At 51.5% G+C, this 18,116-nt stretch carries 19 protein-coding genes; 3 read left to right on the top strand and 16 right to left on the bottom strand.

Features of this window, described 5'->3' with window-relative positions; all coding sequences use genetic code 11:
• The first annotated feature begins 133 nt into the window (after window positions 1-133).
• Window positions 134-1,936, top strand: a complete 1,803-nt coding sequence (ade, locus tag ACZF99_RS01100) for an adenine deaminase (RefSeq protein ID WP_483608318.1) — start codon at window positions 134-136, stop codon at window positions 1,934-1,936.
• A 230-nt stretch (window positions 1,937-2,166) separates the two neighbouring features.
• On the opposite strand, the gene ACZF99_RS01095 is transcribed toward ade, so the two are convergent.
• The 7 genes from ACZF99_RS01095 to ACZF99_RS01065 all read right to left on the bottom strand — a co-directional run bounded on the left by ACZF99_RS01095 (window position 2,167) and on the right by ACZF99_RS01065 (window position 9,722).
• Window positions 2,167-3,177, bottom strand: a complete 1,011-nt coding sequence (locus ACZF99_RS01095; protein WP_483608316.1) for a LacI family DNA-binding transcriptional regulator — start codon at window positions 3,175-3,177, stop codon at window positions 2,167-2,169.
• A 19-nt stretch (window positions 3,178-3,196) separates the two neighbouring features.
• On the bottom strand, window positions 3,197-4,609 hold the full coding sequence (uxaC, locus tag ACZF99_RS01090; protein WP_483608314.1) for a glucuronate isomerase: 1,413 nt from the start codon (window positions 4,607-4,609) through the stop codon (window positions 3,197-3,199).
• Between the two features lie 478 nt (window positions 4,610-5,087).
• On the bottom strand, window positions 5,088-5,867 hold the full coding sequence (locus ACZF99_RS01085) for a DUF3298 and DUF4163 domain-containing protein (RefSeq protein ID WP_483608312.1): 780 nt from the start codon (window positions 5,865-5,867) through the stop codon (window positions 5,088-5,090).
• A gap of 130 nt (window positions 5,868-5,997) precedes the next feature.
• Window positions 5,998-7,038 (bottom strand): ABC transporter substrate-binding protein, encoded by a 1,041-nt coding sequence (locus ACZF99_RS01080; protein WP_483612472.1) that lies wholly within the window; start codon window positions 7,036-7,038, stop codon window positions 5,998-6,000.
• A gap of 58 nt (window positions 7,039-7,096) precedes the next feature.
• Window positions 7,097-7,903 (bottom strand): ABC transporter permease, encoded by an 807-nt coding sequence (locus tag ACZF99_RS01075; protein ID WP_483608310.1) that lies wholly within the window; start codon window positions 7,901-7,903, stop codon window positions 7,097-7,099.
• Window positions 7,900-8,751 carry an ABC transporter permease gene (locus ACZF99_RS01070; RefSeq protein ID WP_483608308.1) on the bottom strand — a complete coding sequence of 284 codons (852 nt, stop codon included), beginning with the start codon at window positions 8,749-8,751 and terminating at the stop codon, window positions 7,900-7,902. Before ACZF99_RS01070 ends, ACZF99_RS01075 begins: the two co-directional genes overlap by 4 nt.
• Entirely contained in the window at window positions 8,748-9,722 is a 975-nt protein-coding gene (locus ACZF99_RS01065; RefSeq protein WP_483608306.1) for an ABC transporter ATP-binding protein, read from the bottom strand. Before ACZF99_RS01065 ends, ACZF99_RS01070 begins: the two co-directional genes overlap by 4 nt.
• 414 nt (window positions 9,723-10,136) lie before the next feature.
• Here ACZF99_RS01065 and ccr1 point away from each other — a divergent pair, with 414 nt between their 5' ends.
• Window positions 10,137-10,307 (top strand): aCcr1 family cell cycle regulator, encoded by a 171-nt coding sequence (ccr1, locus tag ACZF99_RS01060; RefSeq protein ID WP_483608304.1) that lies wholly within the window; start codon window positions 10,137-10,139, stop codon window positions 10,305-10,307.
• 140 nt (window positions 10,308-10,447) lie between these two features.
• Entirely contained in the window at window positions 10,448-10,732 is a 285-nt protein-coding gene (locus ACZF99_RS01055; protein WP_483608302.1) for a DUF6809 family protein, read from the top strand.
• Window positions 10,733-10,839: 107 nt separating this feature from the next.
• Here the strand turns inward: ACZF99_RS01055 and ACZF99_RS01050 are convergent, their stop codons facing one another.
• The 9 genes from ACZF99_RS01050 to whiA all read right to left on the bottom strand — a co-directional run bounded on the left by ACZF99_RS01050 (window position 10,840) and on the right by whiA (window position 18,112).
• Window positions 10,840-11,370: a hypothetical protein gene (locus ACZF99_RS01050; RefSeq protein WP_483608300.1), complete on the bottom strand. Its 531-nt coding sequence runs from the start codon at window positions 11,368-11,370 to the stop codon at window positions 10,840-10,842.
• Between the two features lie 67 nt (window positions 11,371-11,437).
• On the bottom strand, window positions 11,438-12,193 hold the full coding sequence (locus ACZF99_RS01045; protein WP_483608298.1) for an SIMPL domain-containing protein: 756 nt from the start codon (window positions 12,191-12,193) through the stop codon (window positions 11,438-11,440).
• Between the two features lie 118 nt (window positions 12,194-12,311).
• Complete coding sequence (locus ACZF99_RS01040) at window positions 12,312-12,929, bottom strand: response regulator (protein WP_483612470.1); 618 nt, start codon at window positions 12,927-12,929, stop codon at window positions 12,312-12,314.
• An 11-nt stretch (window positions 12,930-12,940) separates the two neighbouring features.
• Entirely contained in the window at window positions 12,941-14,281 is a 1,341-nt protein-coding gene (locus tag ACZF99_RS01035; protein ID WP_483608296.1) for a sensor histidine kinase, read from the bottom strand.
• Window positions 14,274-15,065: a hypothetical protein gene (locus ACZF99_RS01030; RefSeq protein ID WP_483608294.1), complete on the bottom strand. Its 792-nt coding sequence runs from the start codon at window positions 15,063-15,065 to the stop codon at window positions 14,274-14,276. Before ACZF99_RS01030 ends, ACZF99_RS01035 begins: the two co-directional genes overlap by 8 nt.
• Window positions 15,066-15,068: 3 nt before the next feature.
• Window positions 15,069-15,842: a hypothetical protein gene (locus ACZF99_RS01025; RefSeq protein WP_483608292.1), complete on the bottom strand. Its 774-nt coding sequence runs from the start codon at window positions 15,840-15,842 to the stop codon at window positions 15,069-15,071.
• Window positions 15,843-15,895: 53 nt separating this feature from the next.
• Window positions 15,896-16,513, bottom strand: a complete 618-nt coding sequence (locus ACZF99_RS01020; protein ID WP_483608290.1) for an ABC transporter ATP-binding protein — start codon at window positions 16,511-16,513, stop codon at window positions 15,896-15,898.
• Between the two features lie 290 nt (window positions 16,514-16,803).
• Complete coding sequence (locus ACZF99_RS01015; RefSeq protein WP_009224994.1) at window positions 16,804-17,073, bottom strand: HPr family phosphocarrier protein; 270 nt, start codon at window positions 17,071-17,073, stop codon at window positions 16,804-16,806.
• A 109-nt stretch (window positions 17,074-17,182) separates the two neighbouring features.
• Window positions 17,183-18,112 (bottom strand): DNA-binding protein WhiA, encoded by a 930-nt coding sequence (whiA, locus tag ACZF99_RS01010; RefSeq protein WP_483608287.1) that lies wholly within the window; start codon window positions 18,110-18,112, stop codon window positions 17,183-17,185.
• Window positions 18,113-18,116: the final 4 nt, after the last annotated feature.

Here is an 18,116-nt window from a genome sequence, read left to right as displayed (position 1 = left end):
GAAACCTGACATAGCTATACGTAACTTGATGTGACTTGGTGTGACTATGGTAACTTGGCGTGACTTGGCGTGACTTGAAACTTGATTAGGTTGATCGATGACTTACTACCTCATTAAAGGAGCGAATCGGGAGATGAAACAATCCGAAAGGAAGAAGCTGTATGAAGTAAGCCGCATATTGGCGGATGTCGCCATGGGCAGGGCCAAGGCCGATTTGGTCGTGAAAGGCGGCGTCTTGGTCAATGTCTATACCGGAGAGCTGCTGCCGCAGACGGACGTCGCCGTTGCCGCAGGACGAATCGCCTTCGTGGGAGACGCGGCGCACACGATCGGGGAGGACACCGTCGTGATCGATGCGGCAGGCCGCCACATCGTCCCTGGCCTCCTGGACGGACACATGCACGTCGAGAGCACCATGCTGTCGGTGGCCGAGTTCGCCAAGGCGGCGCTGGCCAAAGGGACGACCGGCATCTTCATGGACCCGCACGAAATCGCCAATGTGTTCGGCGCGGAGGGCGTGCGCTGGATGCATGAGGAAGGCCAGGGCCTGCCGCTTAAGGTCTTCACCACATTTCCTTCCTGCGTGCCGGCCACCGATCATTTGGAGGATGCCGGAGCGTCACTGGACACCGGCGATATTGCCGAAGGGATGACTTGGGAGGGCGTCGAGGGGCTGGGCGAGGTCATGAACTTCCCCGGCGTCGTGCACGGAGATCCGAAAATGCTCGGCGAGATCCAGGCGACGATGGAAGCCGGGAAAACCGTAACCGGGCATTTTCCGAGTGATGACGAACGCATGCTCCAGGCGTACGTCGCCTCGGGCGTCACCTCCTGTCACGAGACGGTGACCCGGGAGCAGGGACTCGCGAAGCTGCGCATCGGCATGCACCTAATGATCCGCGAAGGCTCCGCCTGGCATGACGTCAAGGAAGTGATCAAGGTCGTCACCGAAGATCGGGTTAACCCTTCGAACATCCTGCTGGTCACCGACGACGTGTATCCGCAAACGCTGATCGAGCAAGGCCACATGAACCATGTCGTGCGCCGGGCCATCGAGGAGGGCGTCGACCAGGTGACCGCGATTCAGATGGGGACAATCAACACGGCGCGGTACTTCAAGGTCGACGGCGACTTGGGCGGCATCGCGCCGGGCAAATGCGCGGACCTGCTGCTGATCGGCGACCTGCGGCGGATGGAGCCGTCGACCGTCATCACCGACGGCAAGGTCGCCTACGACGACGGGCAGCTTCGCGTTCCGTTCCCGGCGTACCCATATCCGCCGCAGGCGCGTGCCTCAGTAAAACTGGCGCGTCCGCTGACCGCCGCCGATTTCCTCTTCCGCAGCAGCGCCAGCGTCAAAGCGGCGACGACGACGATCCACGTCATCGACGTGATCGAGAACAGCGCCCGCACGACGAAGGGGACGGCAACCGTTCCGGTTGACGGGGAAGGCGTCGTGCGTCCGGCCGCCGAGCAGGACATCGCCACACTGGCTTGCATCGACCGTCACCGCGGTTCCGGCGAGTTGTCTCTCGCCTTCGCGCGGGGGTTTGGCCTGAAGCAGGGGGCCGTGGCCTCCACCGTTGCGCATGACAGCCACAACCTGCTCGTCATGGGCACGAATCCCGCGGACATGGCCTTCGCCGCAAACGAGCTGGCGAAGCTGGGCGGCGGCATGATCGCCGTTCTGGACGGACAGGTGCTGGCTGCCGTGCCGATGGCTATCGCCGGCCTAATGTCCGATCAGCCGCTGGAGACGGTCGTCGCCCAGGTGAAAGAGCTCGAGGCCGCCTGGAAGCAACTCGGCTGCCCACTGAACGCACCGTTCATGACGCTTTCGCTGATCGCCCTGGCGGTCATTCCCGAGCTGCGGATTACCAACCGGGGCTTGGCCGACGTGAACGAGTTCAAGCTCATACCGGTGGAAGTCGTTTAGTCCCGGTTAAAAATGCGAGCCGCCCGCATCCATTCCATGACAAAACCCGCCAGAGAATTTCTTCTTCTGGCGGGTTTTTGGCCTGGACCTAGCGGGCAAGTCGGCGAACAATCATCACTTCTTGCTCGGCTGCCCGCTTCGTAGCGTCGCGCCCTAAATTCCTGCAAGCAATGCGCCCCGCGACTCACCGCCCTGTTCAGGCAGCGCTTCTGCCTACCCGCAGCTCACCTTCACTGCGCCCTAGGGCAGCTCCCCGCCGACTCGCGGCACACCATCTGAGTGTCCAGCAGCACCAGCTCCCCGCCGGCCGCAGGCTCCTCGATCAGCTCGAGGATCTTGCGCGCGCCCATCCGACTGAGCGGCTCAATGGGCCGCTGCACCGTCGTAAGCGGCGGATTGGTGTAGTGCGAGAAGCCGATATCGTCGAAACCGACGACCGAGACGTCCCCGGGGATGGCCAGTCCCGCCTCCGCGGCCGCCTTCATCGCGCCGATCGCCATATCGTCGTTGCAGCAGAACACCGCGGTTGGCCGCTCCGGCAACGCCATCAGCCGGCCCATCGCCCGATACCCGCTCACCACGTCGTACCGGCCCTCCGCGATCCAGCTCTCTCCGATCTCCAGGCCGGCAGCCGCCATGGCCCGCAGATACCCTTCCTTGCGCTCCTGCGTCGATTTGTAGCCGGGGATCCCTTCCACCAGACCGATGCGCTCATGGCCCTTGTCGATCAGGTAGCGGGTCAGCTCGAAAGCCCCCTCCCGGTCGTTGGACACGAAATTGACGATGCCGGGGTCGCCCACATTCCGGTTCAGCACGACCAGTGGAATCTCCTGCTCCCGCACATGGCGGATAAACGCGTCATCGCGTTCGCTTTGGCTCATCAGTAGGATGCCGTCGAACCGCCGGCGGTGAATCGAACTAAAGTCCTCGAAATCATCGATCCCCCGCAGAAACAAGTTATACTGAACGCCAACCTCCTGACCTACGCCGCGGATCGCCTCCGCGAGGAAGCTGGAGGACGTCCCCTGGACCATGCTCGTAAAAAACAATCCGATCGTATGCGAGCGCTGCAGCACCAGGCTCTTGGCGTTGTAATTCGGCACGTAATGCAGTTGCTCGGCGATTTCCAGGATTTTGCGTTTGGTCTCCTCCTTGATGAGCGGACTGTTGTTCAGCGCCCGGGAAACCGTCATATGCGAGACATTCGCCAGCCGGGCGATGTCTTTGATCGTAGCGGACATGAAGCAGCGTCAATCCCTTCTAGCGTTCCGGAAAAGCAAAATACCGCTCCGCATTGCCATAGCAAATATCGGTCACGATGCGGCCCAGCAATTCGAAGTCCTTCGGCGCCTCGCCGCGGTCGACCCAATCGCCGATCACGTCGCACAGCAGGCGGCGGAAGTACTCGTGCCGAGTATACGACAGGAAGCTGCGCGAATCCGTCAGCATCCCGACGAACTGAGACAACACGCCGAAGTTGGCCAGCGTACGCATTTGCTGGATCATCCCTTCCTTGTTGTCGTTGAACCACCAGGCGGTGCCAAATTGGATCTTGCCCGGCACGCCGCCGCCCTGGAAGCTGCCCATAATGCTGGCGAGGGCCCAGTAATCGTTCGGGTTCAGAGAATAGAGGATCGTCTTCGGCAACCCGCCATCCTGCTCCAGAGCGTCAAGCAACCCGGCCAACGCTTCGGCGAGCGGCCCGTCGTTAATCGCGTCGTAGCCCGTATCCGGACCAAGCTTCTTGAACATCGCCGTATTCGTGTTCCGCAGCGCATGGATATGCAGCTGCATCGCCCACCCGCGCTTCGCGTATTCCTTGCCGAGGAATCGCATCGTAAACGATTTGTATTTCCGTTCTTCCACCGGCGTTACGGAGCCCTTGCTCAGCGCTTTGGCGAAGATCGCCTCGACTTCCTTCAGCGTCGTCTCACGGTATTCCAGCGTATCGAGCGCATGGTCGGACACGCGGCCGCCGATCTCATGGAAGAAGTCGATCCGTTCGCGCAACGCGTCCAATAGCGCGCCGTAGTTCGCGATCGGTTTGCCCGTAGCCGCCTCCAGTTTCGCCAGCCAAGGCTTGAACGTGTCGCGGTTGATTTCCAGGAACTTGTCGGGGCGGAAGCTCGGCAGCACGGCCGTCTCGAAGCCCTCCAGCTCCTTGATCTTCAGATGGTATTCCAGCGAGTCCGCCGGATCGTCGGTCGTGCAGACCACCGTTACTTTGGACTTCGTAATCAGGTCTCGCGCGCCAAACCCTTCGTTCTGCAGCTTGGCGTTGGCTTTTTCCCAAATGGTTGGGGCGCTCTGCTCGTTCAGCAGCTCTTGAATCCCGAAGAACCGCTGCAACTCCAGATGTGTCCAATGGTACAGCGGATTGCCGAGCAGTTGCGGCACGACCTTGGCCCAAGCCAGGAATTTGTCGTAATCGTCCGCCCCTCCGGTGATCAGCTCCTCGTCGACGCCGCAAGCCCGCATCACCCGCCATTTGTAATGGTCGCCGCCCAACCAGGCCTCGGTCAGATTGCGGAACGTCTTGTTCTCGTAGATTTCCTGTGGACTCAAATGACAGTGGTAATCGATGATCGGCAGGTTTTTCGCGTATTGATGATACAACACCTCCGCCGTATCGCTGTTCAGCAGGAAATTTTTCCCCAAAAACTTCTTCGCCATGTCTTTCGTTCTCCCTTCATTTAGATCCGGTGGATTTCATTTCTCATTGTTAACGTTAACATCATTCTGTTGCTTCCTATTGTAACCGTTTCACGGCAAAACGCAAGGAGATTTATGACACCGCTTCCCGCCGCAAGATTAACGCACGACGGGGCCTCTTGCAGGTTCTGGCTTCTACATTGGAGGGATTAGAGGCTAAATGTTGTATTCCATGCAATATTTCTGGCCCGAGATGGCCTTATCGCACAGATTGTTGTATTTCGTACAACATTCTAGGGCTTAATGCACCTGATGCTGCAATATTGTTGCACTTTTTACAACAAATCGGCCCTGCACGCCCTGGATCCGGCAGGATTGTTGTACAAAGTGCAACTTTGAGGCCCGCCCGCCCATACCTCCAAATAAAAAACTGCCCTCCCGGCAGCTCCCCCCGCCGAACAGGACAGTCATAAGTCATACCTCTTCCCACCTCAAACTTTTAATGCGTTTTGAAATCAAACGGATTCGTTCCCGGCGGCAGCAGCTTGGCAAACGGAAAATGAAATTCGGGGAACCCGAACGCGTAAGGCACATAATCGTACAGCTGGAAAAAGATTGTAACGCCATCCCCTTGCACATAGTACGACGGATTCGGGCCAATCGTCTTGAAGTTGCCGAAATACCCGTCGGTTTCCTGCAGCTTCTTGGCGATTTCCGGATCGACGATGCTGCGGTAGTTCGGATTGGCCCGGAGCAACTCATCCAGCGTCAGCAGCTTGCCGTTATCCAGCCGGAACGTCAGGCCCTCTCGCACGGTAATGCCATGCGCGCCGCCGGTGTAGGCGTACTGATCCACATACAGGCTCAGCACCCCGTCGCGGTTGTACGTCACCTTGTAGGTGCCGACATATTCGTAAGGGTTGCCGCTGGGTGTTGTCGGCTGCCCCGCCTTCGCTTCTTTCAGCGCACTCGCCACAAACGCCTCCGCTTTATCCTTGAGCAGCTTATTGATCTTCTTCTGCACCGATTTATGCTTTAATCCGCTGATTTGCGGGTAGTCGACCTTGATCGACGCCTCGGGAATTTTCTTCTCGATCGTATGGTTCGTAATCTTGACGCCTTGCCGCTCCTGCCGAAGGACCGGCCTCGCCGCATCCATCCCCCCGCTAAGCTCCACCCGCGACTGCGGCGCGGCTTCGGCCGGAACGACGGCCACGCCGGAAATCATCAAGCCTGCGGTCATCAGCGAAGTCATCATTTTTACCGCGTTTCGCTTCACTTGTTATCGCCACCCTCTTTAAGTTCATACCTAAATTATGACCTCGGTGGCAACAATTCATGTACGCAAAAACGCCAGCACGCCTTCCCTAACGGGAAGCGCCTGGCGCTTTCGCAGGAGCAAACCGAAATTATTCCCGTCCGCTCTTCAATTCGGTCCAGAAGCGGTCATACAGTTGCAGCTTGTCGCCCACGTCGCCAAGCCATTCGGTCCGGGACAATTCGTCCTCCGACAGATTGATCATTTTGTCGTTCCGGTATTCGTCGCTGTGGAACTCCGTCGCTTTCGTATTCGGATCGCTGTAGCCGATCGACTCGTAGTTTTTCGCGCTCACTTCCGGCTCGAGCATGAAGTTGATGAATTTCTCGGCCAGCTCTTTATGCTTCGAATCCTTCGGAATCGCATAGTTGTCCGACCAGATCGTGCCGCCTTCCTTCGGAACGACGTAAGCCACGTCCGGGTTGTCCTGCGCAATGTAGGAAGCGTCGCCCGACCAGACGGTGGCGATCCAGCCTTCCTCCTGAATCATCTTCTGCTTGATGTTGTCGGTATCAAAAGCCAGCACGCTCGGCAGCAAATTCTTCAAGTCCTCCACAGCGGCCGTGATTTCGCCTTCGTCGGTAGAGCTGTTGGAATGGCCGGCTTTTTTCAAGGCCATGCCGATCACTTCGCGGTTATCGTCAAGCAAAATGACCTTGCCCTTGTATTCGGGATTCCACAGGTCCTCCCAGCTGTCGATCTCGTCCTTGACGTATTTCTTGTTGTAGGCAATCCCCGTCACCCCGGACGTATATACAATCGAGTATTTGTTTCCCGGGTCGTAGGACGGGTTCTTGTACGCGTCGGACACATTGGCGAAGTTCGGGATGTTGTTCATGTCCAGCGGCGCCAGCAGATCCTGCTTGATCATCGTCGCCACCATGTAATCGGACGGTTGGATCAGGTCGTAACCGCCGCCGCCCGCTTTGATTTTGGCCAGCAAGTCTTCATTGTTCGCAAATACGTCGTAATTGATTTTCACGTCAAACTCTTGCTCGAACTGCTCCAGCACTTCCTCGTCAAAATTGTCGGCCCAACTGTAAATGTTCAGCGTCTCCTTCGACGATCCGCAGCCGGACAGCAGCCCGGTAACCATCATTCCTGCCAGCACGAGGCCGGTCCATTTAAACATCAATTTGTTCAATTCCCAATCTCCCTTCTGTTTCGTCATACGGAATATAAGAATGATCCTAGAACGGCAGCACGGATTGTTTCTTCTGCCCCTTGCCGCGATTCAGCACAAATTGCGCCAGGAAAATCAAGGTGACCGTCACCAGAATCAGAATCGTACAAAGCGCGTTAATTTCCGGGGAAATACCCCGTTTGACCTGCCCGTAGATATAAATCGGCAACGTTGTCGAATTTGGGCCGCTGACAAAGAAGCTGACCATAAAGTCGTCCAGCGACAGCGTGAACGCGATCAACGCCCCGGAAATAATGCCCGGAGCAATCTGCGGCAAGGTCACATGGCGGAAGGTTTGCCACGAGCTCGCCCCCAAATCCTGCGCCGCCTCCTCCAACTGCCCTCCCATGCCGGAAAGGCGGGTAGTCACGACGACGTAAACGTAAGACAAGCTAAACGTAATATGGGCGATGATAATCGTTATTTTACCCAGCGGCAGATGCAATTGATTAAACAAGACCAGCAAGGATAAGCCCATGATGATATCCGGGATAATGATCGGCAAGTACAGCAGGCCGCCCATCCCCGACTTCAAGCGGCGTCCCAGCTTCCGCATCGCCAGCGCTGCCAGCGTTCCGAGCACCGTAGAGATCACCGTCGAGACAATCGCTACGGTCAAGCTATTGGCGAGCGCCTCCATCACATGGCGGTTATCGAACAGGGAGACGTACCAATCGAACGTAAAGCCGCTCCAATCCGCCGCCAGCCTGGAGCTGTTAAACGAGTAAGCAACGATAAACAAAATGGGCACGTAAATAAAAATCATCATCAAGAGCGAATGCACGCCGAGCAGCGGATGGCTTTTGGTTTTCATGAACGCACCTCCCGCACTTTTTGATACCGGGATGTCATCGCCCGATTAAACAACGCGATCAGAATCAGCGATGTGATCACGAAGATCACGGACAATGCCGAGCCGAACGGCCAGTTGCGGGCCCCAAGGAACTGGCTCTGGATAATGTTGCTGATCATGGCCGACTTCGCCCCGCCGAGGATGTCGGTCACGACAAACATACCGGTTGTCGAAACGTACACCAGCACCGAGCCGGTCATGATCCCGGACTTGGTCTGCGGCAGCGTAATGTGCCAGAACGCTCTCCAGCGCGTCGCGCCCAGATCGCTGGCCGCTTCCAGCAGCTTCTTGTCCATTTGCTCCAGCGCCACATAAATCGGCAGCACCATAAACGGAATAAACGTATAGACCATACCGAGCAGCACGGCGCCTTTGGTGTACAGCATCTGCAGCGGCTCGGAGATCAGTCCGATCCCGAGCAAGAGCTCGTTAACGATCCCTTGCGTGCGCAGCAGCAACACCCAGGCATAGGTGCGGATCAGGAAGTTGATCCAGAACGGCACCGTAATGAGCACCAGGCCCCAGGTTTGCATTCTCGGGCCGGCATTTGCAATATAGTAGGCCAACGGGTAACTGAGCAGCAGGCACAACGCGGTCGTCAGCACCGAGAGCAGAATCGTATCCCAATAAATCCCCAAATATAACGGGTCGAAAAAGAGCGCATAGGCATCCAGATTGAAGTCCAGCACCACATTGCCAAGCTCGTCGCGCCCCATAAAAGAGATGCCTACGACGATCAGCATCGGCACGACCAGGAACAGGCATAACCACAGGAGCACCGGCAGCATGCTCAAGCCAGATTTCTTCATGATCCGATAACCACCTCGTCCTCCGGCTTCCAATCCACCCCAACCGGCTCCCCAATTTGCCACGTGTAGTCATCGTTGACGTCCAGCACGACCGATACGGTCATCGGTTCGTTGTCGAGCTGAACGATCAGCTTCTGAACGCCGCCGAGATACAGCACGTCCAACAGTTCGCCGCTTCGCTTGGCTTCGGGGGCTTCGCCGGGACGCACCGCCTTCAGCTTCTCCGGCCGCACGGCGAACAGCCGCCCGTCCCGCGAGAAGATGTTGTTCTCGCCGACGAAGGTAGCCGAAAACAACGTAGCCGGCTGTGCGTAAATTTCCCGCGGCGTGCCGATCTGCTCCACCTGGCCGCTGTTCATCACGACGATGCGGTCGGACATCATCATTGCTTCTTCCTGGTCATGCGTCACGTAGACGAACGTGATACCCAGACTGCGCTGCAGTTGCTTAAGCTCGGCCTGCAGGCTTTTGCGCAGCTGCAGGTCCAGCGCGCCAAGCGGCTCGTCCAGCAGCAAAACCCGCGGCTTGTTGGCGATGGCCCGCGCGATGGCGACCCGCTGCTGCTGCCCGCCGGACAGCTGATGCGGGTAACGCTTGGTCAACGCGGTCAACTGCGTCATCTCGACCGCTTCCCGCACACGCTCCTGCTGCTGCTTCGCCGGCATCTTTTTCATCTTAAGCCCGAAGGCGACATTCTCTTCCACCGTCATGTGAGGAAACAAGGCATAATGTTGAAAGACAAGGTTCAAATCCCGGCGATTCGGCGGCAAATGCGTCAGGTCTTGTCCGTCGAGCAGGATTTTCCCTGCGGTCGGCTGTTCGAACCCGGCGATCATGCGCAAAATCGTTGTCTTGCCGCAGCCGCTTGGGCCCAGCAAGGTGAGGAATTCCCCTTCCTTAATCATGAGCGATAGCGGATGCAAGGCGACCTGTCCGGCAAAGTGTTTTTTCACCGCGGCCAGTTCTATCATCTTTGCATCAACTCCTTGAAATTAATCCATGCCTCATAAGAAAAAAAAGCCATATCCATTGGTATGGCTTTAGCAGGTTCTTCGATTCATTTTTTCGCATATTCACTATACCTTGTTTTGGCGCGGGTTACAATAGTTTTTGTTGGATCTTGGCATTACACTGACGAACGAGGCGATGCTAGGTGGCCGATCTGTCCGGGCATTTATGCGCTAACGCTTGCCAATGTGCTTGTACGGGCGTTATCGCCGACTCGTAAACGCTACAATTGAAGTTCCCCGTTTCGGGCCAAATAGCGTCATCTTCAAGCGTTGCACTTTCCCACCGTTCCCTATAACTAACCTGGATATGTCTTTTGACTTTTGTCCGACAAAAATATACAATAATTATGTCCGGCAAAAGTAGGAGGTGAGTATTTGGCCGACAAGAAAATGGGGCGTCCAACCGACAACCCGAAGCCTAACAAAATTACTATCAGAATGGACAACGATACGCTTGAAAAACTGGATGATTACTGTAAAAACAACGATATTGAGCGTTCAGAAGGGGTTAGGCGAGCTATTCATCAGTTGGACGTGAAAAAATAAAAGGAAGCGGCGCCCTCTTAACCAAGACCACGCCACTTCCCACACGCAATCACCTAAAAGGCGGACTGCATAAATATCCTACCATGTGCGGCCCCCCCTTTCAAGGAATTGCAAATGTAAGAGACGAAAGGATGGAGCATATGAAAAGTATCTTGGAAGAACTTTTTGGCGGCGGTATTTACCCGGACGAGCTCATCGTTTCAAAAAACCCGGAATATCGCCCATTAAATCGCAAAATATCCGAGACGATGAAAGTGTGGAGGGACAAGCTGCCCGAACACGACTTTCTAGAGCTCGAAGAATTGCTGGATTTACGCTCTCAAGCCGACTCCATGCACGCCGAAGCAGCCTTTATGTATGGATATAAACTTGCCTCCTGGATCCTGATTGAGGTCATGGCCGGAAAAACGGAGCTAGTTCGTTAGTAAGATTAAAGCAGATCGCACAACAAACTAAAGCACCTCGATCGGCATTAGGCCGATCGAGGTGCTTTTTTAGACGCTCATTGAGACATGACAAAAAAAGGCTTACTCTAGAAATTCGGCATCACTTCTTCTTGAGAGTCGGATAATATATAAACTTCTTCATCGCTTTTAGGTTGAGCAAAAATATCTTCAACAGTAGACAAGGACTCAAGAATCCTCAGTTGATCTATGCTAACTAACAAGTCAAACGTGTTGTATCCCACTTTCTCGAAGGTCATTTCGTTTCCAAAGGCCAATTTGATTTCTTCACTAAATTTTTCTTCAAATTCATCACCGTGGGGCAAATAGACTTGCACCGGAATTTTCGTCTTCACGTCATCCAACTTGGAAATTTCCTCTTGTAAATTCAATCGGATTTTTCCTTCTTTTTCAATCTTTAATTCCTGTGTATTCCCATTTAACCCTCTTGGTTGCATCTGCTCCAATTGAACTACATTAGACTTCACAGATTCTTTCAAAGCTCTCTTATTGATTATTGATGGCTCGATATGCAGTTGAGATGTATCCCCGTAGGCAAATGACATGCTGGAAAAAATAACTGTAAATGTGAGTAAAAACACTACATTTTTATTCAGCATTTCAAATCACCTTTCCATGAAATAATGACTTGCCTAGAACCCAACTTCCGAGGGTCCTGCGCTCCCCCTATTTCAGCTCATACATCACGGTCAACGTCGTTTGCAAGTCGATTTCGCCCGGTTCTACCGGCGTGCTCGCTGCGGAATCCGCCGCGGCCATTTCCATCATCTTATAGTTCTGCGTGAAAATCGGCGTGCCGGCGCTGGCCTGGCTGATGCTAAGCACGATGCCCACTTGACGGTTCGCCGCTTTGGCGATCGACGCCGCCTTCTTGTTCGCGTCATTCATCGCTTTTTGGATCACTTGATCCTGGTACTGATCCGGATTCTCGGTGCTGAAACGGATATTGTCGATCCGGTTGGCGCCCGCTGCGGATGCCGCATCCAGCAGCTGTCCAACCTTCGTCAAATCGCGGTAAGTCACTTCCAGCGAATGCTGCGCGGAATACCCCTTGATTTGCTGGCCGTCCTTCTCGTTATACGTATAATTCGGTTGGACGTAGAATTGGCCGGTTTGGATATCCTTGTCGGCAATCCCCCAGGTCTCCTTCAGCAGCTTGGTCAGGGCAGCTACCTTGGTCGCATTGGCGCTTTGCGCTTCCTTCGCCGTCTTGGCCTCCGTCACCACGCCGATCGACAGATACGCCACGTCCGGCTTCACGGACAACTCCCCGCTGCCCACCACGGTAATCACATTCTTCTGCATCTCGCCATCCGCATAGACCGGGACCGGAGCATTCAAGGCACCGCTTACAAACGTCCCCCCGGCGATCAATGTCCCCGCAACCAACACCGACGCTACAGGTTTTAACCATGTTTTCATGTTCATGACCTCCATTAACGGTTTTTGTTGAGTGATTTAACTACTAAACGCACCCTGGGGACAAATGTTGCAGTAGAGTGAAAAATCGTCAAAGTAGCCGCCCATTTCGCGGTTTCATTTAGATCAGTCCGAATTTTTTAGCGGCAACAACGGCTTCCGCACGCGAGTGCACTTTCAGTTTATTAAAGATACCCGTCAACTGATATTCCACCGTTCTTTGACTGATGTACAATAGTTCGGCCAATTCTTTATTGCTCTTTCCTTCAGATATGTGTTGCAGAATCGAAATCTCCTTTTCATTAAGCAACATAACATCCGCCCATTTTTCTTGCCGGGATGAGACATTCTCATCAATACTCATCTGCTTAAACAACGCGATTGGAATAGAAGATACCCCTTCCAGCGCATCCCGAATACTCCTGATCAATTGTTGCGGAGAGCTGGTTTTGTTGATAATCCCCGCTACTCCGGCTTGGATTAGCAGGTTCAGATATGGAGCCAGATCATAACCGCTGTAAATAAGAATCGGCACATCTAAAGTCGTCTGACGCACTAACTGTAAACCATCCATATCGCTCAAATGCATATCAAATATAAGCAAATCATATTTTTGTCTCTTCATTGCTTGCAATGCTTCCTGCCCTGTCGTAACAAAGGCAGCGTGCATATCGCTCTCTTGCTCGATCAATCGCTTGGTTCCGGCCCCTAAAACCGGATGGTCATCGACGATCAACACAGAAATCAAATTCAAGCCCCCCCTTCATCCAGCGGGGTCTCCAATGCATTTGGCACAAAACACATTTCGAATCGGACTCCCTGATTAGGTTTGGACCAAAAATCGGATTTTCCCGCAAGTCCTCTTACACGTTCTTGTATGCCCGCTAACCCTATCCCTAAATTTTTGTCTGAACCGGACAGCGGCTCAAACCCAATTCCGTCATCTTGATATTTCAACATCACCTTGCCGGCCTTGCTATACAAAATAATGTTCACTTTAGACGCTTTAGCGTGCTTGTATGTATTATTCAACAATTCCTGGACAATCCGATACAGAGTCAATATTTCCTCTTGATTCAAATGGTCGACGAATTGAGAGGAGTCAAATTCAATAAAAAAATCAGACCGTAGTTGAACTTTCTTAAATAAATCATTCAAGGCCCCCTTGATTCCCCGTTCCCAAATCAGTTGTGGGCGTAAGTCGGCACAGATCTCCCGAAGTCGGTAAATGACATCCAGCATCCCTTCCGAGATTTCAGATAATGAAGCTTGGACCGAATCATCAAGTTTATTGTCATATAAAAGTTCCTGCAGACGCCGATGCCATAACAATTGCTCCTGGAGCGCCGTATCATGAATATCCAGGGACAGCTTTCTTCTTTCCTGCTCAGAAATCTCAAATATTAAACGAATCATTTTAGGCGAGGCATCGGGATTTTTAGATAAGATATGTTCGATTTCCCCCGTTAAACCGTCCACTAGAAATTGTTTTTCATACACTAATGAAATCAAGGATCTCATCGTTTTTATTTGTTCTTGGACAATTCGCGCAGTATACGAGGCCTTTTTTTGCTTATTTATAATTAAAAAAATGGATCTGACAGGGCTAGAGTAGACTTTATATAAGCTTCTCTGTTTTAAGTCGATGAATTCATCCGTTTGCACTTCAACAGCCAACCATTCCGATAGAGCTTCATCATGATTTACTCCTGCCCTAATCCGAACCTGGTTGGAGGTTAAATTCAATTCAGCTATGGCTACCTCATGCCCTGGAAGCAGACGCCGGATTTCGTTCAAAAGAATCGTATCCACATCGTGTAACGAACGAGCGCCAGCCATAGCTGAGCTGAAACTCTCCATGTAAAAGCTTTGCTTCCGGCCTTTCATATCCGATAACGCTCGAACCGATAAGAAAGCAGCCCCTCCAAACAAAATGGCTAGCGTGGTGATATAATCCACAATCGCAAGCTTTTCTCCGAAGAGCAAAGCCAGTATTATGACCTCAATAAGGCAAAAGTTAAACAAACTGACTATAACCCCGGTATCCACTCGTTTTCTGCTTTTTTCTAATTTGAGGCAAGGCTTAATCATTTTCCTGTTCCCCATGCACTTCATATTTAGTAAGGCTCAAAACAAGCAACACGATACAGAAACAGACGATAGCAGCCAAGCTATTGATCAGCGGCGACTCCCACTGGACCGTGCTAGAGATATCCGTAGTAGCGGGGACATCAAAATTTACGGCAAGGAAACCGGCATATTGTTTATAACTTTGAATTGATGTCGTTCCAATCATCCACGCATTGAAATGAGGAACGTACCATCGCATACAGACAAACAAGGCAATACATGCGCATAAGGGAAGTAACCATTGAAAAGCAACGGCTATCTTTTTATGAAAAATAAAAGTGCTAGCAATAATCCCCAGACCAATTAACCCGACCTCACAAACAACTGAGCTTAACTTTCCTGCGATCATATAAAGAATGCCTAATCGAGGCGACTCGGAATGAATCATTCTAAGTCGGTACATTCCGCCTTCATTAACAAAAACCTCAACTAAACTTGCCACCCAAACCATTATCGCATAGGTCGCTAACGTCAGGCTCTTTATCATAAAAATCGTGGATGAACGAATCGGGATCATTTGGTTCAAGGCAGACGTACCCATAAAAAAACTGTTGTACATATCCCGGTAAATATATAAGGGAATGTAAATTCCAACCGTCATACTGATTAATAAATTTAATGTTGAGTAGATCTCATCCTGACCACGTAAAGAAAACAGCAATCCAAATAAAGCTTGAAAGAGTGCGAGACTTACAAAAACCTTGGCGTGCAGCTTAAACTCAACCTTGATTAAATGTAGAACCATTGCCTATATCCCATAAATTTCGTATTTACGTGAATTAAAACACACCTTGGCCAGCAACACCGAAATAATTGCAACCACAATATTACGAACTACAGACATCCACCGAATGGTGACGTTGATATCGGCTACAGACTCCTCGTAAACATTACTAATTGTAAGGGGACCCGCATACTGCTTAAAAGATTGCAGTGCTGAAGTCCCTATGCTCCAATGAGCTGTCTCACTTACAATAAATGAAAATAAAATACCGACGCAAAGCAAAATGATAAAAGCGATCACCAGATTTCCATAAGATCGACGATGAGTTTGCTTACTCGCAGCAATGGAGAATCCCATAATAGCTAAACCGCAAACTGTTCCGGCAAGCTTTGACAGTACGAGATAACTGATCCCCAGAAAAATACTGCTCGATTCAATGATCCGCGTTTGATAAAGCCCTTGAGGATTAAAAAAGACTTCAACCAGTGAGCCGGCCCACACCATCATGCTACCGATTAAAAATACTAGAGATTTTACGATAAATAAATCAAATGTTTTTATGGGAAGCATATGATTTAAAATTGTCTTGCCCACAAAAAATTCCTGGTAGTAGTCCACAAAAATATAAATCGGCAGTAAGATTGCTACTACCATATTGATTAATAAAGCATTAAACGCCATATTTCCCTTGTAATTAAGTGAAAAAAACAAACTGACTGCCAAATTAATGGATGTAAGTACGCAGAATACTGTAAAATGTCTTCTAAATTCAATACGAAATTGATTGCGTATCGCCACATCATTCTCCCCCTTTGAATACAATATCCGCCTGTTTTGGGACAGGCGGATATTTAGCTTACCGCTTCTTTAAATATCTCCTCTACCGACTTGTTATAAGTATCCACTAAGTCTTGGACTTTCCCTTGAACTAGAACCTTCCCGTCATTAACAATTGCAATATGAGTAAATAACGACTCTACTTCACTAATTAGATGTGTGCTTACAATAATGGAGCTGCGAGGATCAAAGTTCTCAATAATTATTTTCATAATTTTTTCCCTTGTCGAGGGATCAACGGCAGCAAGCGGCTCATCCAATACATATAAGCGAGCGTTTCGAGAGAATATAAGGGATATGCTAAGCCGCTCCTGCATCCCTTTTGATAGAGAACGAATTTTGTCTTTAGGATCGAGACCTAAGTTTCTAATCATACGGTAGGCTTTCTGCATATCAAAATCTTGAAAGGCATGACTAAAAAAGACAATCGACTCATCTATGGTCATCCACGGGTATAAAAATTCCCGATCGGGTAAGTAAGCAACGATTTGCTTGGTCTTCACCCCGGGTTTTAATCCATTAATGTAAATACTCCCACGATAGTCGCGCAGCAATGATACAATTAGTTTCATTAGGGTTGTTTTCCCTGCTCCATTGGGACCAAGCAAGCCTACAATTTGTCCCGTTTGCACTTCTAAACTCAGACCATTTAACGCAAGCTTATGCCCGTACTTTTTGACAACCTCTCTACACTCCAACAGCCGTTCGATAATGACTCACCCTCATTCCTTTATTTCCCTTTTCCATTTCATGGATCAACTATTATTTTAATGGACAACTTCAAAATTTTCACCGCAATTAACCCGCAATTCACGCAAATAAGCGACCTCCGGCAAACACGGGGAAACTTCAACGCAAAAAAAGGATGATTCCGCATAAAAAAGCGGAAACATCCCCTTGTTCCGAACGGCTAAACCGGCAATTACTGGTTCTCCAGTTCCTCTTTGCTGACCAAATTGATTAAAGCGTTTGCAGCCTGCTCAGCGTCCGCACCCTCCGCACTTATGTAAATTTCGGTGCCGGTGCTGATCGCGAGGCTCATAATCCCCATAATACTCTTGGCATTGACTTTTTTATCGTCTTTCTCAACGAAAATCTCGGAAGAATATTTATTCGCTTCCTGTACGAAAAGCGCAGCCGGCCGGGCGTGCAGCCCCGTCTTCAAACGAACGGTAACCGGGTGTTTGACCATGAAAACTTACCCCCTATACGAATTCAATCCACATCGTCACATTCGTAGACATTATAATTTCTATCATTATAGCATACGGAGTGCGTAACACACTAGCAGCAAAACCAGTTTAGCTTCCGCGAATTTTTTCGGCAAGCTCATCGATCTTGCGCAACCGGTGGTTCACCCCCGATTTGCTGACGGTTCCTTTCAACAATTCGCCCACTTCTTTCAGGTTCATATCGGGATGGGCCAAGCGAACCTCGGCAACCTCCCTCAGCTTCTCCGGCAAGTTCTCCAATCCGACTTCCTTCTGCAGCAGCTTGATGTTGTCGATCTGCCGAACGGCGGCGCCGATCGTTTTATTCAAATTGGCCGTCTCGCAGTTCACGATGCGATTAACGGAGTTACGCATGTCGCGCATGATCCGCACGTCCTCGAATTTGAACAGCGCCTGGTGCGCGCCGATAATACTGAGCAGCTCGATGATTTTTTCGCCTTCCTTGATATAAAAAATAAACCCTTTTTTCCGCTCGATGCAACGTGCGTTCAGATGAAACTCATTCGCCAAATCGACCAGCGACTTGCAGTGCTCCTCGTACATCGAGGCGATCTCCAGGTGGTAGGACGAACCCTCCGGATTATTGACCGAACCTCCGGCCATAAACGCCCCGCGCAGATAAGCCCGTTTACAACAGTTTTTCCGGGTGAGCGCCGGATTAATCCCAGGGTTGAAAATAAACCCTTCGGAGACGATCTTTAGCTCCTTCAGGATTTCCTCGACCCGGGCCGGAATGCGGACAATGTAGACGTTGTTTTTCTTGAGGCGCATCTTTTTGCGGACCAGCAGCTCCGTGTGAATTCGGAAATGCTTCTTCAGCAAGGAATAGATCCGCCTTGCGATCGCGGCGTTTTCGGTGGAGATATCCAAAACGATCTTTTTGTTCGAAACCTGCACCGAGCCGTTCATCCGGATCAATGCGGATAATTCGGCCTGCTCGCAGCAGTCCGAGGCCTCGACCATGGTCAGCTCTTTTTTGGTTTGCGCCGCAAAGGACAAGGGA

The sequence above is a fragment of the Paenibacillus sp. JL3B1040 genome (assembly GCF_057063165.1).
The sequence above is the reverse complement of the archived record's forward strand: the minus strand, read 5'-3'. Positions and strand labels throughout refer to the sequence as shown.